The organism is Streptosporangium sp. NPDC020072, assembly GCF_040631445.1.
Classification (GTDB): Bacteria; Actinomycetota; Actinomycetes; order Streptosporangiales; family Streptosporangiaceae; genus Streptosporangium.
Map to the genome: position 1 here is coordinate 79,818 of NZ_JBEYAB010000024.1, position 21,592 is coordinate 101,409.

The window sequence follows — 21,592 nt, forward strand, 5'->3', positions numbered from 1 at the left end:
CTTTCGCTGAGCGTCGTTCACTGAGCACCTGCGAGGTGAAGCTGATCGAGGATGCGAGCCAGGGTGGCCGGAGTTTCCGAAATGCGCTGGGCCGTGACCGCCAGCCGGTCGAAGACCATGGCGTAGTCTTCGCTCTCGTCTTGCGAGTAGATCTCATCGCCGATGTACCGGTGCAGGGCGACCACCTCGGGCCGCCCCTTGGTCTGGAAAATGGTCATGGGCGGGCAGTTCGGCATGAAGGTGGTGCAGGTCATCGGGTTGACCTGGATCGTGATCCGCGGATTCGTCTCGACCGCCGTGAGCAGCGCGCCGAGCTGCTCACGCTGCGCCTTGACCCCGGCGATCGAGCGCCACAGGACCGGCTCGTCGATGATCGCCCACAGCCTCGGCTTCTTGCCGCTGGTCAGGATCTGCTGGCGGCGCAGGATGTTGTCCACGCTCGCCTGCACCTTGTCCTCGGGCGGCGGGAAGGCCTGGCTGGTGCGCAGCGCCGCCGCGGCGTAGGCGGGGGTCTGCAGCAGTGAGGGAATGACGTGCCGCTGGTAGGTGCGCAGGAGATCGGCCGTCTGCTCGAATCCCAGGACCGCGGTCGCCTCGAGCGGGATGTCCTCTCCGTCCCACCAGGCGGGCAGCCGCTCGCCGAAGGCGACGCTCAGCACCGTCTCTCGCTGGTAGGGGTCGGTGACGCCGTACAGCGTGAGAAGGGCCAGCAGGTCATCCCGGCGCCAGCCGCGATGACCGGTTTCCAGGCGGCTGATCTTCGATTCGGACGCTCCGATGGCGGCACCGGCGGTGGCTGCGGTCAGGCCTCGGTGGAGCCGTAATTGCCGTAGCCGGGCGCCGATCACTCTTCTTACGGCGAGTTCCTCGTCGCTCAGCACGGCCACGTCTCCTCCTCGCGTGTTCGGCTGACCGGCGATCCCACAGGCGTCAAAGATCTAAAAAGCGACTTGCCATGGCAAGCTTGTCCATCCTCAGGGGTTGGAAGATTACGCGCGATTTTCCCGTATTGTCCAGACGGTTTGGAAGCGAACTCTTGAAGGTTCAAGATCACAAAACTTGCGCTTGGCAAGTCCGCGCCGGGCAAGCCGGGCAGCGCGGCTGTGACCAGGGGAGTGACCACACGGGTGCACGGGGCGGCTCGGCCGGGCCGGGCGGCTCTCCCTCGAGCCGAGGCCACGATTCCACCCTGCCGCCCACCACGGATCAGGCCCGGTTTTCGGCCTGTAACAATCGCCTACCGTATCTGTGCAGGAAACGTGCAGAACGAAGCCGCGCTGAATCGGCGGGTCACACGCCCGGCCTTAATGTGCCTCGCGTGCAGATAAATAGTGAATGTCCGAAATTTGGCTACTCGCCGGAGCGCCGCTGACGGAGACTCTCGGCGAACTGGACGGCCGCCAGCCGGACGATCTCCCGCTCCTGCGGGGTCAGGTCCGCCGGCACGGGGACGACCAACTGACCGCTGGCGGGCAGCGACACCTCGACGCTCTCCGGCCGGGCCCAATGCGTGCGCGCCTCGATGGCGGCGCGGGCGTCGTCATACTCCTTGATCATGTACCGGAGTTCCGCAGCCGCGTCCGCACGACCGGCGCGGATCAGGTCGTTGGGGTGCCCCCCGCAGACCAGTCCCACGGCAGCCAGCCGCCAGCCGGGCTTGAGGGCGCCCTCAATGCCCTTCTTCATGTTGCGCAGCGTCGACTCCGGCAGGAGGAAGCGGTGCGGGGCCGCCAGCACCCCGCTCAGGGCCTTGACGCGGCGCGCGACCTCGGTCCAGCCGAGGCCGGTCGTCTCGACCCAATCCCGCAGCAGCTGCGCTTCGGCAGGCAAAGGGGTGGATGGCGGCGTGGACATGGCAGGTTCTCCTTGGCGCGCAGGGGATCTCCATGTTCCCTGGGTGCGCACCTTGCGCGCAAGCGGTACGCGCAAGGTTTGCGCGCAACGATATGAACCGTCACTGAGCCTATTTTCGCTGGTCAGTGCATTTTAATGGCCTTTACTGTTTGTCAAATTTTGCGTTTGATCTTGTTTTGCGCGCAAAGTGGCCCTAATGTGATCATGTGATCTTTGCCGCAAACGATCTTGATCTTGAAGGGCTCGACGACCAGGAGCTGACCGCCCTCATCGCCACGGCCACCCAACTGCTGAACAAGCGCCTCTATCGCAGCGTCAGCAGAAACCGCGACCTCGTCGGCACCAAGGACGCGGCCGAGATCATGGGCTTCACCCGGCAGCACGTCCGCCGCCTCTGCCGCGAAGGACGTCTCATCCACCGCCGCGACGAACGGGGCGCCTACCTCGTCCCCCGCCTCGCCGCCACGACCTACACCGCACTGCAGCCCCCCCAGTACCACCGCCCGGCGGCCCCCACCCAGGCCGCCTGCGCCTAACCCCGAAAGGAACCACCATGCGCCTGGACCGTGCCAAGAAACTCCTCCATACCCCCCACAACGAGATCCACCTCGCTCACACCACGATCACACCGGCAGGCGCCCACGCGGCGATCGTGCGCTACAAGTCCCTCAACGGCGGCCTGATCCGCTTCACCCTCCACCACCGCATCGGCGGCGCCTGGTGGCAGGAACGCCACCTCGGCATCGAGAACCTCACCAACGCACGAGCGCTCCTGAACGCACAACTCGACGGCCGGGTAAGTGTTGACGCTTACCCGGTGAAATGGGAGCCGCTGCTGACCCTGCTCGACCTCGCCCTCCACACCACCCCTTCCAGCACCCTGAACACGCAGGGGGCGTCGTGACCGACCCGAAGTGGGCACGCCCCACCGACAAGGGCCGCTACTACGAAGACCCCAAGACCGGAGACCTGCTCGTCAGCGTCACCAACGTCCTCGACAGCCTCGCCATCCGCGGACTGGCCCCCTCCGCCGCAGACCTGACCGCCCGCTACGTCATGGACAACATCGTCGAGGCCTCCCAGGTCGCCGCCGAGACCGAAGCACGCGAGGAGTTCATCAAGCGGGCCAAGCGCCACTACGAAGACGAGTGGGAACGCCGGATGAACCTCGGCAGTGCGATCCACGCCGCCGCCGAGGCCCATGTCCTGGGCGGACAGCAACGCCCCATCTCTCCGCTGGTGGCTCCGTTCCTCGCCCAGTACCTCAAGTTCCTCGACGACTACCAGGTGGACCTGAACACGGACGTGGAAGCGGTGGAGAACACCGTGCTGCACCGAGGCCGCCACTACGGCGGCACCGCCGACCTGTGGGTACACCTGACCCTGCCGCCGCCGCACCCCAGCGGCCTGTGGCTGCTCGACCTCAAGTCCAGCGTGAAGAAACCCGCCAGCGTCGTCTACCCCCAGCAGCCGCTGCAACTGGCCGCCCTCCGCAACGCCGAGGTCGCGCTCAACCCGTACGACCAGGACAAGCCCATCCCGAAGTTCGTCGGCGCGGCCATCCTCAACCTGCGGCCCTGGGCCTACGGCCTCATCCCCGTGGACGCCGACCACAACGCCTACCGCGCGTTCGTCAGCCTCCTGCCCACCGTGCAGTGGCTGCACGGATGGTCACCCAGCCCCTACAAGCCAATCAACACCGGATGGCGCAAGCCGCGCAACTGGGACAAGAAGCACAAGGAGGTGGCTGCGTGATGGGACGCCGCCTGATCGACGACCAGCGCATGGCCCGGCCGCTGGGCAAGCTCCGCGCCGGGTACTTCGACACGAGCAGCGGCAGGGGCCGCCCCGTCCGCTCCGAGACGTGGATCGCCACCTCCCCGGACAAGAACCTGATCGAGGCCCTCGCCGCGCAGTACAACGGCGTCGTCGAGAAGTACGTGCCGCAGGGCATCGGACTGAAGGGCTGGCAGGTCGACACCGGCCTGTCCGCACTCGAGGCGATCCTGCCCAAGGGCGACCCCCTGTCGATCTCCTACGAGATGTGGAGCAGAGGCGGGGTCCAACGTCGCTGCGACCGCGCGCTCGAGAGCAAGAGCGGACGCCCCTGCATCTGCCAGGCCCAGTACGGACCCGAGTTCCACCGGACCGCCCCCAAGGACGCCGTGTGCGTGCGCCACACCCGCGTCGGCGTGATCCTGCCTGACGCCCCCGACGTCGGCGAGTTCCTGGTGGAGTCCCACGGCTTCTACGCCAGCCAGTACATCCGCCACGACGTCGAGTTCATCAAGGAGAACGTCGGGCCCGACGTCCTGGTCCCCGTCTACGTCGTGATCGACCCGGTCGAGAAGATGCAGGACGGCAAGAAGAAGAACTACATCGTCGTCCACCTCAAGCAGCGCGGCATCTCCACCGGCCAGTTCCTGGCCGCAGCCGGAGCACGCCACCGCGCGCTGATGTCCACCCGGCAGGTCGCCGCCCTCGAGGCCGCTCCCGCCGATGCGCCCGGCTACCTGGAGCGGATCGCCCGAGCGGCCTCCCGCGAGGAGATCCTCGCCCTGCGCGAGGAGGCCGCCGCCGACCCCTCGCCCGGCATCACCGGTGCCGAGTTCAACGCGGCAGCCAAGGCCCGCGTCGACCATCTCCACCAGGCGGCCGAGATCCTCGGCCAGATCCGCACGCGATGGACCGGCACCGAAGCCGACCTGCACGTCGTCTTCACCGAGTTCGTCTCCGGCGCGGCCACCCTGCAGACGGCCACCCCCGACCAGCTCACCCTGTTCCGCGACACGCTGGGCGATGTCGCCGAGGCCGAACTGGTCGACGAGCCCGAGGCCGGCGACTCCAGCCCGCCGCTGTCCCGCGAGGCACAACGAGCGATGTTTGCGGCCTTCGGCAAGCTCGGCATCACCGACCGCGACGAGCGGCTGCGCGACTGCTCCATCGTCCTCGACCGGACGGTGCACACCAGCAACGACCTCAAGGCCGACGACGCCTCCAAGATCCTCGACGTCCTCAACGAGGCCAACGGCGACCTCGCCGTCTACGAGGAACTGCTGAACAGCATCGCGCAGGCCCACCAGAACGGCGGCAGCAAATGACCCACTCCACCTTCCTCGGCCTGCCCATCGTCGGCGACATCCTCCCCGGACCCCGAGGCAGCATCCCCGGAGCCCAGCAGCCCCTGGAGGACCTCAAACCGCTGATGCGGGGGCTGTTGAACAACCCGGCCGTGGCCGCGTTCGGCTGGTACCAGTACACCGACCCCGACCTCGACGCTCCGAACGAGTTCAAGGTGCAGGGGCCCATCTGGATCCGCACCATCGACGCCGACGACTACGACCACTCGGAACTGGAACTCGGGGAGCGCCACCCCACCCTGGGCGACGTGCGCTGGGACAGAGACCTCGGCGAATACGTCCGCGTCCCTCGGCCGCCGGAAAAGGACGACGTCGTCCGATACGGCGAACTCCTGGCCGACGAGCTCGAAAGCGGCAAGTTCCTGGCGGCCCTGGCCGAGCTGTTCGGCGAGGACGCCGAAGTCACGGTGAGCCACGACGCGATCGACATCGAGCGCTTCAACCACGGCTGAGCCCCCATAGACCCCGGTTGGTGCCCGCCGTGCTGCGGCGGCGGGCACCAACCGGCCCACCCTCCCCCCTCGCAAGGAGAAACCATGTCCCAGTCCGTCTTCACCCCCCAGACCCCTGCCACGCCGGACGTCCCCGAACCGGTCCGCCAGCAGGTCATCGGCAGCTACGCACACCACGGCGTCCGCGCGGCCGAGCTCCACATGGACGCCCGGACACGTGCCGAGCGGATCCACAGCATCCTCGGGGAGATCGCCGCCCTCCAGGAGGAGATCGAAAACCGCCAGAGAACGGTCGACGCTCTGCGCGAAACGGTCTCCAAGGAAGAGGTCATGCGCCGTGACCAGGAGCAGGCCGGTCGCCAGGAGCAGCGAATCGCTGACGGATGGGCCTTGATCGCCCGGCAGAACCATTGGGACCTCCCCGCGCTGCCCCCCACCGGGGAGGCGCCACAGGCGTGGGCCGACACCCACGGCGACGGCTCCGCCGCATGAGCCTCACGACCGCCCTCGCCCGCCTGAAACAGGCCCTCGGCGCGCGGCCCACCAAACCGGCCTACCAGCCAAAACACCGGAAGGACACCTCATCATGAACAAGCGCCAGCTCACCACCGCCTACGCCCAGGTCCGCGACCGCACCCCCAAGGAAGCGGCCGACGACGTCGACGCGCTCCTCGACCTGATCACCGACACCCTCCACGCGGGGGACAAGGTACGCATCACCGGCTTCGGCACCTTCCGGCCGATCCTGCGGGCCGCCCGCCGCAAGGGAGCCTTCGGCCGCCCGCCGATCACCTCCCCGGCCTACTGGGCGGTGAAGTTCAAGCAGGGGGCCCACCTGCAGCGGGCGATGCAGACCCGCCCGACCAGCGACGAGGACGCCTGATGGAACAGGAACACCGGTTCGCGACCTCCATCCTGGTCGAGATCACCGTCGCCTGGAACCAGGACCTGGAATCGTTCACCGCCTCCGCAGGCAGGCGCGGCGACGAGCTGATGTGGGAGATCGGCGGCCACCGCCACTTCCCCACCATCGCCACCTTCCAGGCCGCGCTCCGCAACAAGGGCGTCAGCCTCCCCGCGATGGAGGCCAACCGGCTGATCACCAACCAGGAGGCCGCCCAGCGAGCCGCCCAGCAGGCCCTCGAACGCGCCAAGAACAGCGCGGCCTGACCCACCGCAGAAAGGGTGCACCCCCCATGTCCTCCCCCCAGTTCAACCCCCGCGACCAGTACGGCGGCAACCCCGGCAGCACCGCCTCCACCCTGTGGCGCCTGCTCTGCCTCCTCAGCGGCATCGCCTTCGTCGCCATCACCGTCTGGGCGCTCACCCTCGCCATCCCTATCTGGATCAGCCCATAGGAGCAGACCCAGCATGACCAACCGCCGCATCACCTGCCGAAACTGCCAAACCAACGCATTGAACGCAGGCAGAAACCTATGCGGCCCCTGCTACCGCAAGGACTACGCCCACCGCCGCCGCAACGGCGCCCTCACCCCCAGTCCCGCGCTCGAGGAACGCATCCGCCAGGCAGTGACCCTGCACACGGACAACGGCGACACGGTCTACTCCATCGCCGAAGCCCTCCAGGTCACACCCCGCGCGGCACGCGACTACCTGACCCTCGGCCAGATCGAACGCCCGACCCTCCCCGAGCTGGTTGCCCTGCGCCGCCAGCATCGCATCTCCCAGGCACGGCTCGCCGACGTCATGGGCGTACGGCCCGCCACGGTCAACGCCATGGAGCACCGGCCCCGCCACCGCCCCACGACCGTCGACCGCTACCGCGAGGCACTCCTCCTGCTGCTCAGCGACCGGCAGGACCACACCAGGGCGGCCTGACCACCCACAGCCCGCCCTGCTTCACCCACACGAAAGGAACCACATGCCAACCCGCAAGGAACCCCCCATCTGCACCTCTTGCCACCAGGAGATCAAAGGCAGACGTCGAGGGGATCGGTGCAACGCCTGCCACCTCCGCTGGCACCGGGCCGGACGACCCGCTGAGGTACCCGCCCCCACTACTCCCTCCAACCAACAGCGCGCCACCGAGGCCGACGAGCGCGCGAATACGGCGCGAGTCCTCGCCGCGCTCGGCCGCGACCCCGAAGACATCGCCAAAGACCTGAACCTCTCTTCCCGCAGCATTCGCAGGTACCTGTCCCCCTCGCGGAGGCAGGCATGCTGATCCGTCACGCAGGCGTCGACGGCCTGTACGTCGTCGATCAGTTCTCCGGCGGAGGCGGCGCCTCGCACGGCATCCACGCGGTGCCCGGCATCGACCCCGAGGGCGCGTTCGGCGCCAACCACAGCCTCGAGGCGATCGAGACCTACCTGGCCAACAACCCGCAGGCCCGGTGGTGGCACGGAGACATCCAGGCCGCCGACGCCCTCGAGCACTTCCCGTACGCGCCGCTGCTGTGGAGCTCGCCCGCCTGCCCGGCCTGGACCAACGCCAACGGCGAGAAGGTCTACTTCGACCGGGAGAACCAGCTCGCCCTGTGGACCCGGCCGGAGGACCTGACACAGGCGCAGGCCGCCCGGATGCGCAGCCGCGCGCTGATGGAAGAGGTCATCAACTACCTGCGCCACTGGATCGAACGCTACGGACGACCCGTGCTGGCCGGATGCGTCGAGAACGTCTGGCAGGTCCGCAAGTGGGCCTACTGGGGCCGGTGGCTGAAAGAACTGCGCAAGCTCGGCTACATCGTGCGCGTGATCGCGCTCAACAGCATGCACGTCGAGCCGCGCACCACCCTGCGCACCCCACAATCGCGCAATCGCGCCTACATCGCGTTCATCCACGAGAGCATCGGCCGCCTCCCGGACTGGGACAAATGGCTACGCCCGGAGGCGTACTGTCCCCGCCACGAAGGGTGGGTCCGCGCGGTTCAGACGTTCAAGACCCCCGGCGCCGACATGGGTGTCTACGGCATCAAGAACGGCCAGTACGTCTACCGGTGCCCGCTGTACGCCTGCCGCGGCCAACTCGTCGAGCCGCCGGTCCTGCCGGCCACCGAGTGCATCGACGCCACCGACCCGGGCACCCCGATCGGCGACCGCCCGAAGACGCCCAAGAAGCCCTACGGGCTGGAGGAGGCAACGCTCGAGCGGATCGTCGCCGGGACCACCAGACACTGGACGAACGGGATGAGGCCGCGCCTGGTGCTGCCGATGCGCGGCGGCGGCGACAAGCTCCGCTCCCGCCTGGCCGACGTCGACCCAGCCCACACCGTCTCCGCCCAAGGATTCCACCACGGCTACGTCTCCGGGCTGCTCGTGCCGTACTACGGCAACGGCAACGCCATCACGGTCGACAGCCCGATCGGCACCATCCCCACCCGCGACCGATGGAGCCTGGTCAACCTCGCCGAAGGCATCACCGTCAACCTCGACCAGGTGCTGTTTCGCATGCTCAAGGTCACCGAGCTACAGCGCGCCATGAGTCTGCCCGCGGACTACATCCTCACCCCCACCACCCAGGGCGCCCGCCTACGGCTACTCGGCAACGCGGTCACGCCTCCGGCCGCCGAGGTCATCATGTGCGCCCTCGTCGAGGCCATCACCGCAACAGAGATCTCCCGCTACGCACTGGCTGCCTAACCCCCTCCTTCAGAAAGGACCGCTGTGACCAGCACCGACACCACCACCCTGCGCGGACGAGCCCTGTACGACCGGGTGCCACCAACGCCACCCTCCCCGACGCCCAGAAGTTCTGGAACCAGGACACCTGGCGATACCCCATCGACGGCACCTGGAACGACCCGACCATAGGCCGGTGCGGCACCCACATGTGCTTCGCCGGGACCGCCTGCGACCTGACCGGCGGCCAGTGGCTGGTCCAGATCACCTCCCAGGGCCCCACCGTCGCCGGGCAACTCGTTGACCCCAACACGATCGACCTCGACGGCGACGACCTGGAGTACCTGCTCGCCGAGCCCGACGACCCCGAGGACCACCTCAGGACGGCCCACGGCCACCAGGTCATCAGCGTTGAGGCCCGTGCCGCCCGCCTCCTCGACCTCGGCCCCGACGCCGGTCGCGTGTTCTACGCAATGCAGGACCTGGAGACGCTGCGCAGGACCGGCGAGAACATCTACGGCCCCCGCACCTCCTGACCCACACCACCTCGGGCGGGAGCCGTACCCACCCATACGGCTCCCGCTCCCTGACACCTCCGAAAGGAACCTGCTTGATGAGCAAGAACGATAAGAAAGCCACAGCCGTACTGATCGTGGGCTCCATCGCCCTCATCGCCGCCCTCGTCCTGGCCGCCAACGCAGCCGATGACGAAGACGAGGTCACTGCAGTCTGCATCGACCCCACCACCCTCACCACCGAGGGATACGAAATCGTCGACGAACGCTTCTGCGACGGCGGCTCCCACTCCGCCTACGTCTACTACTACGGCGGCTCGACGAGCGGCATCCGGGTCCGGGGCGGCACCACCATCCGCCCGGCCGACGTGCGGATCGTCACCCCGCGCGGCACCGTCATCCAGCGCGGAGGATTCGGCAGCCGAGGCAGGAGCGGCTCATGAAGCGCCTGCTCACCTACGGCCTCGGCGTCGACTCCACCGCGATCCTCACCCGGTGGCTCACCGAACCGGCCAGCCGGGACTTCCCGCTGGAGGACCTCGTCGTTCTCACCGCGCAGACCGGCGACGAATGGGCCATCACCAAGCACCTCGTCGAGACGTACATGTACCCGATGCTCGCCGAGCACCAGGTCCGCACCGTGCAGGTCGCCCGCAAGGGGCCACTGCAGGAACACGGCGTCAAGATCCTCGCCGACACCCGCACCCCGACCGTCTGCCACACCAAAGGCGCCTACAAACTCTCCGACGAGATGCTCGCCGTGGCCACGGTCCCGCAACTCGGCGGCGAGCACCGCTGCGCCCTGAAGTTCAAGGGCTTCCCCCTGGACTGGTGGACCGCCCAGTGGGCGGGCGGCGAACCGTACTGGCACGCGGTCGGCTTCGAAACCACCGAGACCGGCCGCATTCGCAAGGACCTGGCGACGGTCAAGAAGAAACTCCCCGGCCGCATCCCGGCCTACCCGCTGCACGAGTGGGGGTGGGACCGGGAGACCTGCCACCAGTACCTCACCATGCACTTCGGCGTGACCTGGGAAAAGTCAGCATGCACCTACTGCCCCTTCGCCCTGAGTTCTCCGGCCGGACGTGACCACACCATCAGCCGCTACCTGGACAGCCCCGAGGAGGCGATGCTGCCGCTGGTCATGGAGTACGTCTCCATCGCCGTCAACTCCCGCCAATCGCTCCGCAAGCAGGGCAGCCTGCACGCCGACCTGGTCAAGACACCCGGCTCGGCGCCGCTGCTGGCCCGCTTCACCAAGCACCTGCACGACGTCGACTGGGCCGTCTACCGCATGCGGCGAGCGCTCCTGGCCAAGAGCGGCGACATGATGGCCCGCGGTGAGACCGCCCGCTCGCTGGTCACGCACGCCACCGGCTCGCGCGAGCAGATGCTCGCCGAGCTGCACCGCCTCGCCGACAAGCACCAAGGGCAGGTGCAACGCGCCGGCGACCACCACCGCCTCTGGCTCGCCGAACGCAACCCCTACTTCCCCTGCCGTGAGGACGCCTTCATCGCCGCGCCCGCCACCGCGATCGACAAGACCAACGACCGCTTCCCCCAGCTCTGGGACGCCGCCGTCCCCCGCGTCACCCAGCTGACCATCTGATCTGAAAGGAGCCTCGTGTTTCGCCCGCTCAAAGCCGTCCGACGCTTCGGACTGATCAACACAGCCCTCACCGTTCTCCTGTTCTGGCAGCTCATCGCCATTACCGACCACGTCATCACCGGAGAGTCGATCTTCTGGCTCGTGATCAACACCCTGATCACGGTATTCGTCCTGGGCCTTCTTGTGCTGGCGCAGTACGACGCTCGCACCGACGCCGAAAAGGAGCGCCAGTGAACACCCCCGTCGAGCCCGAAAGCGGCCAGTTCTACACCACCGGACAGATCCTGTACCTGGTCGCCACCGGCCACACTCGCGCGATCATCCAGGAGCTTCACCTCTCCCCTCGGGGGCACCGGATTTCCGGCGGAACCCGCTGGAGGATCCCCCTCACCGAACTGAGCAACTTCCAGCTTCTGCTGGACGCACCCCAGAACAGCTCGGCCAACCCCGACCTGGAGGAGCTGCGCAGGCGCGTCGCCGACGACGAGAACGCAGTGCTGTGGGGCATCAGTTGCCTCGAATGCGCCGACCTCCTGGACCGGTGCGTCGAGGCCGACGAGAAACGCGAGCGGGCCGCAGCCGCCATCGAGCGGGTCGATGCCCTGCACCAGCCCACCACGGTCCGCCAGTGGATCCCCTGTGAGAAGCACGCCACCTCCCGGGTGATGGAGCGCGACTGCCCGATGTGCGTCGACCGGCCGACCCTCATCTGCGCCGCTGAGGGCTGTGGAACCTGGCCGTGCGCCACCCACCTGGCGCTGCACGACGAGACCGAGCCCACCTGCAACCACCCGATTGGAGACACCGGTGAGTGACTTGTTCACCCTCGCCTACACCGGCTCCCGCCAGGCGACACGGAACCGAGTCCATCACGACCTCGGCGTCATCACCCAGGCCCGCGGAAGGTTCCGGCTCCTCGTCGGATACAACCCGGAAACCGATCAGCCCCAGGGCGGCGACCGCTACGCCTACGAGTACAGCACGCTCGTCCCCGGCGTGATCGCGGAAACCTACCCGGCCCCCTGGCACATCCCCGCCCTCGCCAAGGCCGCCGGGCCGTACCGCAACGGCTTCATGGCGGGCCTCGCGGTCGGGCGGGGTGGCGACTACGGCATGCTCGCCCACCTGCACCCCGGCTCCACCGGATCCGAGGGCGCCGCCGCGTTCGCCGAACACATCGGCATGCGCGTCTGGAGGCAGCCCGCCCGATGAGCCGCGCCACAGACATGCTGAAAGTACGCCTCGAAGCCGAACGTCTCGGCTTGATCTGGGAGCAAGTCGGCGCCCGCTACAGGGTGACCAATCCCGACACCCATAAGTCCTACAAGTTCCCCCACTCGGCGGTCGGGTCCTCCCTCGCCAACGCGCTCACGACCGTCCGGCAACTCGCCCGCAACCCCCCCTCCACTCCGGACAACCTTTCCACCTCCGAAGGAGCCACAGACGTGAGCTGCGACGAATGGCTCAGCCCTCTGCGGCTCCTGCAGCAGGCCCGCGCCGCTGGCATCACCGTCTACATCGCCGGAGGCATCCTGCAGGCGTCCAGCCCGCCGGAGGCCGAGTACCTCGCCCAGCAGGTACGCGACCGCGCCGACGAGATCATGCCCCTGCTTCTTCCCGCCTCGCTCACCGCTACGAACGAAAGAGCACCTATGCCGACGATCGCTGAGACCGCCACCATCATTCGCACCTCCCCCACGCCGACGCCACCGGAGCCTCGAAAGCTGAGCGTTCCTGAACTGGCCAAGGAAATCTGGGACCTCATGCGCGATGAAGCCTGCGCCCAAGGAGACCGTTCCCTGACCTTCGAGGGCATGCCTGGCGTGCTGTGGGAGGGAGCACTCCACCGATCCCTCAGCATCGTGGCGCCCGAACTGAGCCAGCACACCCGCGAAGAGATCTCCAAATACCTGGGAGACACGCGCAACGCCCGCTGCGAGTCACAGTACGCCAAGCCCGCCCGCTGGTGGCTGGCCAACACCTGGAACGACGGCGACCTGACGGTCATCGCCCCCGAACCCGCACAGGAGCCGATCGACGCCGGAGCGAGCGCTTTGGAGGTGCTGACCGGCATCGCCGCGCGCCTGGACAACGCCGAGCGCCGCGCCGCCGACGCCGAGAAGAAGCGCGACGAAACTGCCAAGCAGCTGGCCGAGACCACCGCGAAACTGGAGAGCGTGCGAAAGCAGCTGGCGGAGGCCACCGCCGGTGGGCAGGAGCTGAAGAAGGTCACGGCGGAGCGGGACGCCGCGCTCGCCCGGCTGCGGGAGTTTGATCAGCTTTTCGGGCGGATCCGGCCTCTCAGCCTCGACGGGTAAGTGTTGACACTTACCTCAATCGGCTTGTGTTCTGACCAGCACTGATAGCACCACCCGCGAGGGGCGTCCTAGGGTAATAGGGCGCCCCTCGCGTCATCTCTACACCTGGGGGCGATTTGTGGCAGAAAGCCTGGTAGGTCTGGCGTGCGCGTGGTTCGGCACCCCGGCCGCCCGGGACCTGACCGAAACCGAACGGCTCGTCCTGGTCATCATCGCCGAACGAGCCCACAAGACGACCAGAACGTTCTGGGTGCACCGGGGGGACCGGCACGAGGACGGCACACCCATGACCCCGAGTGAAACGATCGCGCTGCGGGCGGGCCTCACCGCGGACGGCCTGACGAAGGTGCTGCGCCGCCTGGCCAAGCGCGGCCTCGAGGTGCGGATCCCCCGCGGCACCCGAAAGGACGGCACACCCATCTTCGCGGTGCGCGGCCGAGCCACGGACTACCGGCTGCCCGAACTACCCGCGAGCGTCAGATTGCCCGCCCGCCCATCTGGGCAATCCCGGCCGCCTCCCCCTGGGGAAAACCCGCCCGGCAGACCTCCACGCGGCAGGAAATGACCGCCCCCCAGGGCGGCCATCCACGGCCGAGAAGGCGGGCAATCACCCGAGTTGCCCGCCTCCCAGGGCGGGCCCATCCCTTAACCCGTCCCTATGAGTCCAGCCATGGTCCTCGCCTCACACCTACAGGTGGAAGGGGAAGATCAACACTCCCTGGGCCTGTGGACAACCCGCACCACGAAGGAACCCATGACCACCCTCCAGATCGTCCTCCTGACCATCGGCGGCCTGTCCCTCTACAGCGTCGGCTTCGCCGCTGCCGTCCGCGTTCTCCTGACCTTCGACGCCAAACACCACTTCCTTGGCGAACACGAGGATTGGATGATCGCCTCCGTTTGGCCGCTCGCTCTCCTCGTCGCCTCCATCGTTGGCCCCTTCGCCCTGCTGTACCGCTTCACCACCCGAGACCTTCGTTAGGAGGAACCGTGAACGAAGACACCATCGAACCCGCCACGGAAGAACTCATCACCCTCGTCCTGGCCAGCCGCCGACGCTGGACCGAAGCCGACGTCCGCGCCGCCCTCACCGCCGCCTACGCCCTCGGCATGTCCTGGGAACAGATCGCCACGAAACTCATCAGCCTCATGATCGACCCCCACGCCACCCCCCGAGTGCTCGCCCCCAGCCGCCGCGACCGCCAGCAAGCCGGCGACCCCCACCGCGGCGCCGCCCTCGTCCGCGAAGCATGGCCCAACCTCGCCACCCGCCGCCCCCGCCCCCGCAGGTAAGCGCCGACACTTACCGAGGGCCCGAAACGCCGCACAGACGGCCCCCCAAAGCCCGCCTCGCGGCCGAACGCCGCCCCGGCGTAACCGGGCGCCGGGGCGGGGGGTAAACCGGCGAGAGGGGCCTTAGGGGGCCGCAGGGCAAAATGAAGATCAACTAAGGCTTACCAACAGCCGCACGCCAGGCCTCTAGCGCCTCCCGTGCCGCCTTCTGTGCCCCCTCCAGGCCGTCCGGATGCCCCTCCAGCGTCTGGAACGCCTTCCGGGTCGTCGTCACCTTCTTCCCCAGGGCCACAGCGGCACGCCGTGCCAGCTCCTCCCGATCGACCCCACCGGCGCGCAAGTCCAGCGCCAGCGCCTCCATTTGAAGCTTCGCCTCATGCCCGCGCGCCATCACTGCCAGCAGCTCCTCAAACTCTGCCAGCGCCGCGTCTCTCTGCTCTTGAAAGGTCATGTTGGCAAGCATATGAGAAAAGCCTATCGAGAATAAGAAATATTTCTCGTGGATTGTGAGAATCGACAAGCCGTGGGCCTGTCCACAAGGTCGGCGAAGTGAAAAACCCACAATCAGCGAGAGGGGAGTCCACTCTCCGTATCTAATTAATGTCACAGAGTAACTATTACGATGTGATCACATGGCCTCAATTTCATGAGAAGGAACTCTCATTCATGGGAAACTCTTCTCATGAACGTTTTCCGTAGAGCCCGCCTCCTGACAGTCACATGCCTACTGGCATGCGGCACGGTCGCGAGCGTGGGCTACGTCGCCACAGCAGCCCCGATCCCGGAGCCCAACCCCACCGTGACCGTAACTGTTACGGCGCCCGCCCCCACGGTCACCGCCACCATCACGGCCACCGTGACCGCCACACCGACCCCGGCGCCCACGGTCACGGTCACCACCACCGCAACCCCCAGCCCCACGCCGGGGCCAACCGTGACCATCACGGCCCCCGCCCCCACACCGACCCCCGCCCCCACGGTCACGGTGCCAGGCCCGACGGCCACCGTGACCAAGGAGCCGAGCGCAGCGGACATTGCAGCGCTCACCGCCCGTCAGATGGCCCTCATTCCTCCCACCCCGACAGGGTTTCCCACCCTGCCCGGAACGGACATCGGCACCGCTACGGCCAGGCCGCTAGTGCGCGTCGCAGAACCGGAGGGCAAGCCGGAGAGCAAGCCCACGGAGACGGACCCGTCTCTCGCTCTGAATGCGGGCCTCTGGGGACTGGTCGCCCTCTTCGTCCTCGCCTCACGGTGGAGGAAGTGGCGTAAGCGCTTTGCCGCCCAACGCCGAACACTGGCCGATGCCATGGCGAAGCCCGAGACCGTCAAGCCCACCGAGACCGTCAAGCCCACCGAGACCGTCAAGCCCACCGAATCCGACAGCACCCAGATCATTAAGGAGAACTGATCATGAGCACCCGAAAGACGGCCAAGCCGACCACCGCCGAGGAAACCCCCCAGCAGACTGAGAACGCCGTCACCCTTCCGGAGCCCGCCGCGCTGTTGACCGCCGCAGCGGAGAACGCCCTTTCCTACCTGTTGGGCCACACGGACGGAAACCCCTACTACCTCGCTGTGGGCAACGCCCCGGAATGGGCTCCTACCCTCGGAGAGTGGGTAGGCGCGCACCTCGAAGGGGCAACCTACAGCGGCCCGCACCGCGAGATGACGGAACCGGGCAAGTGGAACAAGAAGAACATCGCGGGCAAGACCCCGAACGCCGAGGTTCGCACCTGGTATGCCAAGCTCCACCGGTTGCAGGCCGCTACCCGCCACGCCACCGGATGCGACGCCATGGGATGGGGGGTAGCAGACCGGGTTGCCATCTGGCAGCCCAACCGCGACGACCTTTACAAGGTCAGCACCGCGCCCGACCCGATCGCGAGCGCGATTACGCTCGCCACCACCACGACCACCAAGACCAGTCAGAGCGCTGACGGCCTGAACCGTGACAGCCGTCAGCTGTTGGACGGACATGTTCGCGCGCTGCTCAAGATCGCACGCAACGGGGGAAGGTGGGGCGGGACGGTGGCGGACCTTGCCCATGACTTCACGCCTGAACAGATCATGAGCAGCGTCACGCGCTTGACCATGGACGCCGAAGACGCCGGGAAGTGGCGCGCCGCCATGGCCCCCGTCCTCGGTGTGGAAGTCCCCAAGTAGTCAACCCTCCGCCGTTGGGTAAGTGTTGACACTTACCCAACGGCCTTTTCCAAAAGGAACCGTTGTGTACTGTCCCAGCTTCCCGGAGTGCGGCCACCGTAGCCCGCTCTCCTGCCGCGCACGCACCGCCCCGGAAGTGCCGTCTCTCGACCCGATCCCGAGCATGATCGTTTTCGCTTTGGTCACCGTCGTTTGGGCACCCCTGACGCCGGAACTGGCCGAGAGGATCACCCAGGCGCTCCAGAGTTACGGCACCGAGGGGAACCAGCCGTGATCAACGTCCGTCAGAACGCCGCCCGAGTCATCCGGGACATCGCCACGACCTATGACGAGCTGATGTCCTGGTTGGGACACCGCTCCCCAATCGTCCTTGACGAGACTGGACCGATCCCCGTCCTGGTGATCAACCATGGCAAGTGCAACGGGCAGGCCGCAACTATCAGTGCAAACGCCTACCAGATGGCGCACCAGGAACTCCACTTGGCCGCAGCCGCTACGTCATGGCTCGCATGCCCGACCACTGATCTCGACACCATGACCGTCATCACGGGCGAGATCACCCAGCACCTGATGCAGATCAAGGAATGTAACGAAGCTCTCAGAACCGCAGTTCTAGAAGCTCACGGCCTGTAAGGAAACCCATGAGTGACATTGACTGGACCGACCCCGACATCTGGCCCACCTTCCAGACCTACGACGAAATCTTTGTGAGGCTCGCCTACAAGGATGGAAGGATCGACCGAGAGGAAGCGAAGCGAGCTTTGGAGAAGCTGAGGGATAACCCCGGCTACTAGACGAGCAGCCGAAGGCCCCGCATCACGCGCCGTGATGCGGGGCCTTCGCGCGTTCCGGACCGGCACCGAACTGAAAATGATTACCGTTTTTGCGGACCGGTGGTAAGGAGTTCGCTATCGCTCACGCGTCCAGCTCTAGGCCGACGCAAGCGCCGGCAAACCATGAACGGAGTTTCACGCGCACTCTTGGCCGACGCTAGCGCGTCGGCGTATGGGGGTACCCCCCATACCCCCTTCGACATGCATGGGGTTGGGGTCGGCAGCCGCAGCATTTGTTGTTGATCTTGTCCGGTGTGCTGGTCCGGAAGGGCATGCTGGGGGCATGTGGCTCAATGTGCAGAGCGCTGCGGCGCGTGCGGGGGTGTCGGTGAGCACGGTGAACCGGTGGATCGCCGGTAAGCACCTGAAGTGTTACGTGGTGGACCGCCGGTCAGGAGTTCCGCGGCTACGTGAGGCGGGGGAGTCGGGGGGCCTGGTGGAGGTGCGGGAGCTGCTGGTGGTGGAGCGGGAGCGCCGGTCGCGCCGGTGTAACCGTGGAGGCCGCGCGGCATAGAAGAAGCCCCGGGTCTGGCTGAGTCTTTCTCTCAGCTCTCGGACAAGTCCGAGGGCGCTCGTCCCGGAGCTCTGCCTTCATTGTGGCAGAAGCCCGGTGATTTTGGCGGTGATTCAGCCCTATTCGGCGGTGGGGTAGCGCTGTTCGAGCTGGGCGAGGGCTTCGCCGAGGTGATGCCTGGCGCCGCGGAGCGCCATGACGGCGCCGAAGAGAGCGACCTCGTTCGCGCCTGCGCCACTGCGGAGGGCCGCGGAGGGGACGACGGAGATGAACGCGGCTTGGAAGCGTTCGGTGGCGTCGTCGACCTCGTGGAGGATGCGGGTTTCGACGGCGGCGTAGAGCTGTTCGCGGGCGTCGAGGTAGTCGTCGGTGACGGGGAGTTTGGCGGGGTCTACGTCGCGGGCGATTTCTGCGCATTGGGCGGCGTGGTCGCAGAGGTTGTGCCAGGCGGCTGCCGCGCCCTTCAACTCCGAGTCCATCCAGCTGTGGTCGGTCATGGTCGGTTTCCCCGCTCGATGATGGGGAGGACCTGGGGGCGGGCTTCTTCGACCTCGGCCAGCGCCCGGCCGAGGATGGCGACGGCGTCGAGGAGCTGACGTTCGTTCTCGCCGGTGTCGGCTGGGGTGCGGGTGAGGTCGAACGTGTCGTGGTAGCGGTGGGCTGCTTTACGGACGTCGGGGACGACGCGGCCGGCGAGTGCGGTGTCGAGTTGGTCGAGCGCGTCGATGTAGTCGTCGGCCACGGGGAGGGCGCTGGGGTCGGCGTCGGCAGCGAGCTGGGCGCAGATCGTGGCGGCTCTGAACACCTCGTCGTTGGCGTTCATGAGCCGGGCGAGCTCCGGCGGAAGCATGGCTGCGCGGTTGCGGACGATCTCCTCGTACGACGTCATGTGGTGATTGTTTCACTGGGCGGTGTTCGTGTCGGCGGAACCGCGATGGGTGCGCGGTTTCATGGCTAGAACCTTGTTCGGTTTACCCGTTGAAATGATCTTGATCTAGCACACGATAAGGGAAGTTATCGTGTGCTAGACTGATCTTGATCATGTTTGATGAATGATCATGAAACCCGGCTGACGACACGCGTCCCACCCAACGCGCACAGGTAAGCGTCAACACTTACCCACCAGCCATCCCCCGAAAGGAACACCATGGACGGCTACGACCTCCACATCAGCGCGGTCCCCGCGCTGCCGCCCGGCACCCCATGCGGCGATTTGCTCTCCCTCACACAGGATGACGCCGTGACTCTGATCGACCCCGCTCAGGACAGCGCGGTTTCCTTCGCGGCCGGTGACTCCGTTTCCACGGAGATGGACCTCCAGATCATGGAGCTGGTCAACGCCAACCCCGGACACGTCTTCACCCTCACCCTGACCCGCGCCGGAACGGATGTGGTTTACCACACGCAGATCATCGAGCCCACGAAGTAACCACCACGCCTGCCCCGGACCACCCACCGGGGCAGGCCCCTCCCGAAGGACACATCATGACGAACCACAGCAACGCAAAGCGGATCCACGACCTGAAGGTCGGCGACCGCATCATCAACACCCACCCGAGCGGGAGCGCTTTCGCGAAGACCGCCACGGTGGTCCAGGAGGCGCTCCGGACCACTGACAACCGCTGGGCGCTCGGCATCACCTACTCCGGCGACGAATCGACATACATCCACATCGGGGAATGGGAGGAGCTTATCCCCCTGGACAAGCCGCTGGCAGAGTACGCAATCATCACGCCAGAGATCGCCAAGCGCATCACCTGCGACTTCCCCTGCGAGCACGACGACCCGCTGGACTGCCTGCGCCAGAGGCACGCCGAGATCCAGGTCGGCGAGGAGCTGTTCTGGACCCAGGAAGAGGACCGGCTCCTCCTCGAAGCCGTCGCCGCCGAGGCGAGAGAAAAGCGGCTCGTCCTCGAAGGCCTCGACGCCGCCGAGGAGGAGCGCGGCCACACCGCGAGCTGACCCTCCCACCCCGCGTCTGCCCCGGACCACCCACCGGGGCAGGCGATCTCCCGAAAGGAACACCATGCCCCACCACCTGCTCAAGACCGAGCGCCACGCGGACGCCTACCTCGTGTGGTCCACGATCACCGACGCGCCCCTGGCGGCTGGTTCACGAGAGGGCCTGCAGGCCAGCTACCGGCACCCGGACGGCAGCCAGCTCGCCGACGCCTGGTTCGAGACCGCCGACTGGTACGGCAGCAGCGACGGCAAGAACGGGTTCGGCTGCTGGGAGGCCACCGGCCTGGACCTGCGCGAGGTGTTCCCCACCGCGCGGTGGATCCCCCGGGACGCCCTACCGTACCTGGCGCAGGCCATGCTCCAGCCCAGTGACCTCACCTGGAGGATCGTGCAGAGCATGATCCTGGCCTACGACCCGGACGGCGGGTACGACCGCCACCTCGACGCCATCCTCAGCCGCCACACCGTCAACCGCGACAACTGATCACCCACGCCTGGCCGGTGTGGGACCGGCCAGGCCCTCCCCCCCCACCCCCCTGTACAGCGACCCCCCCGCACGGATTCGGGGGCCGATCCAGTACGTGCGAAATCCCCGAGGCCAGCGCTGGCCTCTCACTTCTTGGAAGGAACACCCGTGGAAGACACCGATAGGAGAAGCGGAGCCCAGGGGCGCTCTGTCCGGGTCGATGAGGAGGACCGATCGCTGCTTGCGCTGGCCGAGCGGGACGTGGCCCGGCTGCGTGAGGCGATCCTGTGTGACCCGGATGGGCTCGCCGAGGTCGCGCCGTACGTGAACTGCCGCGCTCACCGGTTGCCGATGGACGGCTCCGAGGGTCGGTGCGACTGCGTTCCGATGGACGGGTTCCGCATGGCGAGGGCGGAGGCGCTCGAGGTACTGGACAACGTCCGGCACTGGGTGGTTGCGGCGCCCCGCCTGTTCCTCTCCGAAGCTGGTGAGCCTGTCGCGGAGGCGCTGAACTGCACGCATCTGTACAGGCTGGCGGTCACGTGCCCGTGCTGCGACGGGGTGACGTCATGGGAGTGACTGACGACTTCCCGGCCCCGATTGAGGTGGTGGCGGGGGAGATTGTCTCCCCGGAGGGGGCCGCCCTGGATCGGCTGGCCGCGCTCGATGAGGCCGCCGAGCGGCACGATCCGCGGCCTGCGAACACGCTCCGCAGCTACGCCTCCGACTGGCGGGCGTGGGAGCAGTTCGTGACGGAGGTCGGGATCCCGCTGGAGGCCGCCACGGTGGGGTCGTTTGGTGCGTTCGTGGCCTGGCTTGCCCGAGACGGGAAAGCGCCCTCCACGATTGGGCGGCGAGTCGCTGGCGTTACCGTCACCCTGCGGGAGCGCG

Annotated in this window: 35 protein-coding genes; 30 read left to right on the top strand and 5 right to left on the bottom strand. The window is 67.2% G+C overall.

The window, feature by feature from the left end; genetic code table 11:
- Positions 1 to 17: 17 nt before the first annotated feature.
- Both ABZ470_RS39820 and ABZ470_RS39825 read right to left on the bottom strand, forming a co-directional pair.
- Positions 18 to 887 (bottom strand): helix-turn-helix transcriptional regulator, encoded by an 870-nt coding sequence (locus tag ABZ470_RS39820; RefSeq protein WP_362918211.1) that lies wholly within the window; start codon positions 885 to 887, stop codon positions 18 to 20.
- Positions 888 to 1,350: 463 nt separating this feature from the next.
- Positions 1,351 to 1,830: a hypothetical protein gene (locus ABZ470_RS39825; protein WP_362918213.1), complete on the bottom strand. Its 480-nt coding sequence runs from the start codon at positions 1,828 to 1,830 to the stop codon at positions 1,351 to 1,353.
- Positions 1,831 to 2,060: 230 nt separating this feature from the next.
- Here ABZ470_RS39825 and ABZ470_RS39830 point away from each other — a divergent pair, with 230 nt between their 5' ends.
- From ABZ470_RS39830 to ABZ470_RS39930, 21 genes are all read left to right on the top strand, one after another.
- A complete protein-coding gene (locus tag ABZ470_RS39830) occupies positions 2,061 to 2,390 on the top strand; it encodes a helix-turn-helix domain-containing protein (protein WP_362918215.1) in 330 nt (109 codons plus the stop codon).
- Positions 2,391 to 2,407: 17 nt separating this feature from the next.
- Positions 2,408 to 2,758, top strand: a complete 351-nt coding sequence (locus ABZ470_RS39835) for a hypothetical protein (protein ID WP_362918217.1) — start codon at positions 2,408 to 2,410, stop codon at positions 2,756 to 2,758.
- Complete coding sequence (locus ABZ470_RS39840) at positions 2,755 to 3,609, top strand: hypothetical protein (protein ID WP_362918219.1); 855 nt, start codon at positions 2,755 to 2,757, stop codon at positions 3,607 to 3,609. The genes ABZ470_RS39835 and ABZ470_RS39840 overlap by 4 nt, the downstream gene beginning before the upstream one ends.
- Positions 3,609 to 4,955: a hypothetical protein gene (locus ABZ470_RS39845; RefSeq protein ID WP_362918278.1), complete on the top strand. Its 1,347-nt coding sequence runs from the start codon at positions 3,609 to 3,611 to the stop codon at positions 4,953 to 4,955. Before ABZ470_RS39840 ends, ABZ470_RS39845 begins: the two co-directional genes overlap by 1 nt.
- Positions 4,952 to 5,446: a hypothetical protein gene (locus tag ABZ470_RS39850; RefSeq protein WP_362918221.1), complete on the top strand. Its 495-nt coding sequence runs from the start codon at positions 4,952 to 4,954 to the stop codon at positions 5,444 to 5,446. Before ABZ470_RS39845 ends, ABZ470_RS39850 begins: the two co-directional genes overlap by 4 nt.
- Before the next feature lie 84 nt (positions 5,447 to 5,530).
- Positions 5,531 to 5,938, top strand: coding sequence for a hypothetical protein (locus tag ABZ470_RS39855; protein WP_362918223.1), 408 nt, complete (start codon positions 5,531 to 5,533; stop codon positions 5,936 to 5,938).
- 94 nt (positions 5,939 to 6,032) lie between these two features.
- The gene (locus tag ABZ470_RS39860; RefSeq protein ID WP_362918225.1) at positions 6,033 to 6,329 is read left to right on the top strand and encodes an HU family DNA-binding protein; all 297 of its coding nucleotides are present in this window, start codon (positions 6,033 to 6,035) and stop codon (positions 6,327 to 6,329) included.
- Complete coding sequence (locus ABZ470_RS39865; RefSeq protein ID WP_362918227.1) at positions 6,329 to 6,616, top strand: hypothetical protein; 288 nt, start codon at positions 6,329 to 6,331, stop codon at positions 6,614 to 6,616. The genes ABZ470_RS39860 and ABZ470_RS39865 overlap by 1 nt, the downstream gene beginning before the upstream one ends.
- 26 nt (positions 6,617 to 6,642) lie before the next feature.
- Positions 6,643 to 6,804, top strand: a complete 162-nt coding sequence (locus ABZ470_RS39870) for a hypothetical protein (protein WP_362918229.1) — start codon at positions 6,643 to 6,645, stop codon at positions 6,802 to 6,804.
- A gap of 58 nt (positions 6,805 to 6,862) precedes the next feature.
- Complete coding sequence (locus ABZ470_RS39875; RefSeq protein WP_362918231.1) at positions 6,863 to 7,285, top strand: hypothetical protein; 423 nt, start codon at positions 6,863 to 6,865, stop codon at positions 7,283 to 7,285.
- Positions 7,286 to 7,624: 339 nt separating this feature from the next.
- A complete protein-coding gene (locus tag ABZ470_RS39880) occupies positions 7,625 to 9,046 on the top strand; it encodes a DNA methyltransferase (protein WP_362918233.1) in 1,422 nt (473 codons plus the stop codon).
- A 188-nt stretch (positions 9,047 to 9,234) separates the two neighbouring features.
- Positions 9,235 to 9,561 carry a hypothetical protein gene (locus ABZ470_RS39885; RefSeq protein WP_362918235.1) on the top strand — a complete coding sequence of 109 codons (327 nt, stop codon included), beginning with the start codon at positions 9,235 to 9,237 and terminating at the stop codon, positions 9,559 to 9,561.
- A 77-nt stretch (positions 9,562 to 9,638) separates the two neighbouring features.
- Positions 9,639 to 9,983 carry a hypothetical protein gene (locus ABZ470_RS39890; RefSeq protein WP_362918237.1) on the top strand — a complete coding sequence of 115 codons (345 nt, stop codon included), beginning with the start codon at positions 9,639 to 9,641 and terminating at the stop codon, positions 9,981 to 9,983.
- The gene (locus tag ABZ470_RS39895) at positions 9,980 to 11,149 is read left to right on the top strand and encodes a hypothetical protein (protein WP_362918239.1); all 1,170 of its coding nucleotides are present in this window, start codon (positions 9,980 to 9,982) and stop codon (positions 11,147 to 11,149) included. The genes ABZ470_RS39890 and ABZ470_RS39895 overlap by 4 nt, the downstream gene beginning before the upstream one ends.
- Before the next feature lie 15 nt (positions 11,150 to 11,164).
- On the top strand, positions 11,165 to 11,383 hold the full coding sequence (locus tag ABZ470_RS39900) for a hypothetical protein (RefSeq protein WP_362918241.1): 219 nt from the start codon (positions 11,165 to 11,167) through the stop codon (positions 11,381 to 11,383).
- Positions 11,380 to 11,964, top strand: coding sequence for a hypothetical protein (locus ABZ470_RS39905; RefSeq protein WP_362918243.1), 585 nt, complete (start codon positions 11,380 to 11,382; stop codon positions 11,962 to 11,964). The genes ABZ470_RS39900 and ABZ470_RS39905 overlap by 4 nt, the downstream gene beginning before the upstream one ends.
- Positions 11,957 to 12,361, top strand: a complete 405-nt coding sequence (locus tag ABZ470_RS39910) for a hypothetical protein (RefSeq protein WP_362918245.1) — start codon at positions 11,957 to 11,959, stop codon at positions 12,359 to 12,361. The genes ABZ470_RS39905 and ABZ470_RS39910 overlap by 8 nt, the downstream gene beginning before the upstream one ends.
- Positions 12,358 to 13,467 (top strand): hypothetical protein, encoded by a 1,110-nt coding sequence (locus tag ABZ470_RS39915; protein WP_362918247.1) that lies wholly within the window; start codon positions 12,358 to 12,360, stop codon positions 13,465 to 13,467. Before ABZ470_RS39910 ends, ABZ470_RS39915 begins: the two co-directional genes overlap by 4 nt.
- Before the next feature lie 118 nt (positions 13,468 to 13,585).
- The gene (locus tag ABZ470_RS39920; protein ID WP_362918249.1) at positions 13,586 to 14,032 is read left to right on the top strand and encodes a hypothetical protein; all 447 of its coding nucleotides are present in this window, start codon (positions 13,586 to 13,588) and stop codon (positions 14,030 to 14,032) included.
- Positions 14,033 to 14,221: 189 nt separating this feature from the next.
- Positions 14,222 to 14,449, top strand: a complete 228-nt coding sequence (locus tag ABZ470_RS39925; protein ID WP_362918251.1) for a hypothetical protein — start codon at positions 14,222 to 14,224, stop codon at positions 14,447 to 14,449.
- An 8-nt stretch (positions 14,450 to 14,457) separates the two neighbouring features.
- Positions 14,458 to 14,760, top strand: coding sequence for a hypothetical protein (locus ABZ470_RS39930; protein WP_362918253.1), 303 nt, complete (start codon positions 14,458 to 14,460; stop codon positions 14,758 to 14,760).
- A gap of 154 nt (positions 14,761 to 14,914) precedes the next feature.
- Here ABZ470_RS39930 and ABZ470_RS39935 read toward each other — a convergent pair whose 3' ends face one another.
- Entirely contained in the window at positions 14,915 to 15,280 is a 366-nt protein-coding gene (locus ABZ470_RS39935) for a hypothetical protein (protein ID WP_362918255.1), read from the bottom strand.
- Between the two features lie 231 nt (positions 15,281 to 15,511).
- Between ABZ470_RS39935 and ABZ470_RS39940 the strand changes: the two genes are divergently transcribed.
- The 4 genes from ABZ470_RS39940 to ABZ470_RS39955 all read left to right on the top strand — a co-directional run bounded on the left by ABZ470_RS39940 (position 15,512) and on the right by ABZ470_RS39955 (position 17,720).
- Positions 15,512 to 16,171 (top strand): hypothetical protein, encoded by a 660-nt coding sequence (locus tag ABZ470_RS39940; protein WP_362918257.1) that lies wholly within the window; start codon positions 15,512 to 15,514, stop codon positions 16,169 to 16,171.
- 2 nt (positions 16,172 to 16,173) lie between these two features.
- Entirely contained in the window at positions 16,174 to 16,926 is a 753-nt protein-coding gene (locus ABZ470_RS39945; RefSeq protein ID WP_362918259.1) for a hypothetical protein, read from the top strand.
- 270 nt (positions 16,927 to 17,196) lie between these two features.
- On the top strand, positions 17,197 to 17,559 hold the full coding sequence (locus ABZ470_RS39950) for a hypothetical protein (protein WP_362918261.1): 363 nt from the start codon (positions 17,197 to 17,199) through the stop codon (positions 17,557 to 17,559).
- An 8-nt stretch (positions 17,560 to 17,567) separates the two neighbouring features.
- Positions 17,568 to 17,720, top strand: coding sequence for a hypothetical protein (locus ABZ470_RS39955; protein ID WP_362918263.1), 153 nt, complete (start codon positions 17,568 to 17,570; stop codon positions 17,718 to 17,720).
- 672 nt (positions 17,721 to 18,392) lie between these two features.
- Here the strand turns inward: ABZ470_RS39955 and ABZ470_RS39960 are convergent.
- On the bottom strand, positions 18,393 to 18,770 hold the full coding sequence (locus ABZ470_RS39960; protein ID WP_362918265.1) for a hypothetical protein: 378 nt from the start codon (positions 18,768 to 18,770) through the stop codon (positions 18,393 to 18,395).
- On the bottom strand, positions 18,767 to 19,162 hold the full coding sequence (locus tag ABZ470_RS39965; protein WP_362918267.1) for a hypothetical protein: 396 nt from the start codon (positions 19,160 to 19,162) through the stop codon (positions 18,767 to 18,769). The genes ABZ470_RS39960 and ABZ470_RS39965 overlap by 4 nt, the downstream gene beginning before the upstream one ends.
- 258 nt (positions 19,163 to 19,420) lie before the next feature.
- Between ABZ470_RS39965 and ABZ470_RS39970 the strand changes: the two genes are divergently transcribed.
- From ABZ470_RS39970 to ABZ470_RS39990, 5 genes are all read left to right on the top strand, one after another.
- Positions 19,421 to 19,702, top strand: coding sequence for a hypothetical protein (locus ABZ470_RS39970; RefSeq protein WP_362918269.1), 282 nt, complete (start codon positions 19,421 to 19,423; stop codon positions 19,700 to 19,702).
- A 56-nt stretch (positions 19,703 to 19,758) separates the two neighbouring features.
- On the top strand, positions 19,759 to 20,235 hold the full coding sequence (locus tag ABZ470_RS39975) for a hypothetical protein (protein ID WP_362918271.1): 477 nt from the start codon (positions 19,759 to 19,761) through the stop codon (positions 20,233 to 20,235).
- A gap of 64 nt (positions 20,236 to 20,299) precedes the next feature.
- Positions 20,300 to 20,719: a hypothetical protein gene (locus ABZ470_RS39980; RefSeq protein ID WP_362918273.1), complete on the top strand. Its 420-nt coding sequence runs from the start codon at positions 20,300 to 20,302 to the stop codon at positions 20,717 to 20,719.
- Between the two features lie 150 nt (positions 20,720 to 20,869).
- Positions 20,870 to 21,280, top strand: a complete 411-nt coding sequence (locus ABZ470_RS39985) for a hypothetical protein (protein WP_362918274.1) — start codon at positions 20,870 to 20,872, stop codon at positions 21,278 to 21,280.
- The coding region (locus ABZ470_RS39990; RefSeq protein ID WP_362918276.1) for a site-specific integrase at positions 21,271 to 21,592 on the top strand (322 nt) is incomplete at its 3' end. The genes ABZ470_RS39985 and ABZ470_RS39990, both read left to right, overlap by 10 nt.

Bases quoted from the DNA above. Each gene is read 5' to 3' on its own strand.
- ABZ470_RS39885 (WP_362918235.1), top strand. From the start codon at position 9,235: ATGTGCTTCGCCGGGACCGCCTGCGACCTGACCGGCGGCCAGTGGCTG.
- ABZ470_RS39890 (WP_362918237.1), top strand. From the start codon at position 9,639: ATGAGCAAGAACGATAAGAAAGCCACAGCCGTACTGATCGTGGGCTCC.
- ABZ470_RS39955 (WP_362918263.1), top strand. From the start codon at position 17,568: ATGAGTGACATTGACTGGACCGACCCCGACATCTGGCCCACCTTCCAG.
- ABZ470_RS39860 (WP_362918225.1), top strand. From the start codon at position 6,033: ATGAACAAGCGCCAGCTCACCACCGCCTACGCCCAGGTCCGCGACCGC.
- ABZ470_RS39945 (WP_362918259.1), top strand. From the start codon at position 16,174: ATGAGCACCCGAAAGACGGCCAAGCCGACCACCGCCGAGGAAACCCCC.
- ABZ470_RS39925 (WP_362918251.1), top strand. From the start codon at position 14,222: ATGACCACCCTCCAGATCGTCCTCCTGACCATCGGCGGCCTGTCCCTC.
- ABZ470_RS39965 (WP_362918267.1), bottom strand. From the start codon at position 19,162: ATGACGTCGTACGAGGAGATCGTCCGCAACCGCGCAGCCATGCTTCCG.
- ABZ470_RS39975 (WP_362918271.1), top strand. From the start codon at position 19,759: ATGACGAACCACAGCAACGCAAAGCGGATCCACGACCTGAAGGTCGGC.
- ABZ470_RS39870 (WP_362918229.1), top strand. From the start codon at position 6,643: ATGTCCTCCCCCCAGTTCAACCCCCGCGACCAGTACGGCGGCAACCCC.
- ABZ470_RS39970 (WP_362918269.1), top strand. From the start codon at position 19,421: ATGGACGGCTACGACCTCCACATCAGCGCGGTCCCCGCGCTGCCGCCC.
- ABZ470_RS39855 (WP_362918223.1), top strand. From the start codon at position 5,531: ATGTCCCAGTCCGTCTTCACCCCCCAGACCCCTGCCACGCCGGACGTC.
- ABZ470_RS39850 (WP_362918221.1), top strand. From the start codon at position 4,952: ATGACCCACTCCACCTTCCTCGGCCTGCCCATCGTCGGCGACATCCTC.
- ABZ470_RS39865 (WP_362918227.1), top strand. From the start codon at position 6,329: ATGGAACAGGAACACCGGTTCGCGACCTCCATCCTGGTCGAGATCACC.
- ABZ470_RS39880 (WP_362918233.1), top strand. From the start codon at position 7,625: ATGCTGATCCGTCACGCAGGCGTCGACGGCCTGTACGTCGTCGATCAG.
- ABZ470_RS39960 (WP_362918265.1), bottom strand. From the start codon at position 18,770: ATGACCGACCACAGCTGGATGGACTCGGAGTTGAAGGGCGCGGCAGCC.
- ABZ470_RS39845 (WP_362918278.1), top strand. From the start codon at position 3,609: ATGGGACGCCGCCTGATCGACGACCAGCGCATGGCCCGGCCGCTGGGC.
- ABZ470_RS39895 (WP_362918239.1), top strand. From the start codon at position 9,980: ATGAAGCGCCTGCTCACCTACGGCCTCGGCGTCGACTCCACCGCGATC.
- ABZ470_RS39835 (WP_362918217.1), top strand. From the start codon at position 2,408: ATGCGCCTGGACCGTGCCAAGAAACTCCTCCATACCCCCCACAACGAG.
- ABZ470_RS39980 (WP_362918273.1), top strand. From the start codon at position 20,300: ATGCCCCACCACCTGCTCAAGACCGAGCGCCACGCGGACGCCTACCTC.
- ABZ470_RS39915 (WP_362918247.1), top strand. From the start codon at position 12,358: ATGAGCCGCGCCACAGACATGCTGAAAGTACGCCTCGAAGCCGAACGT.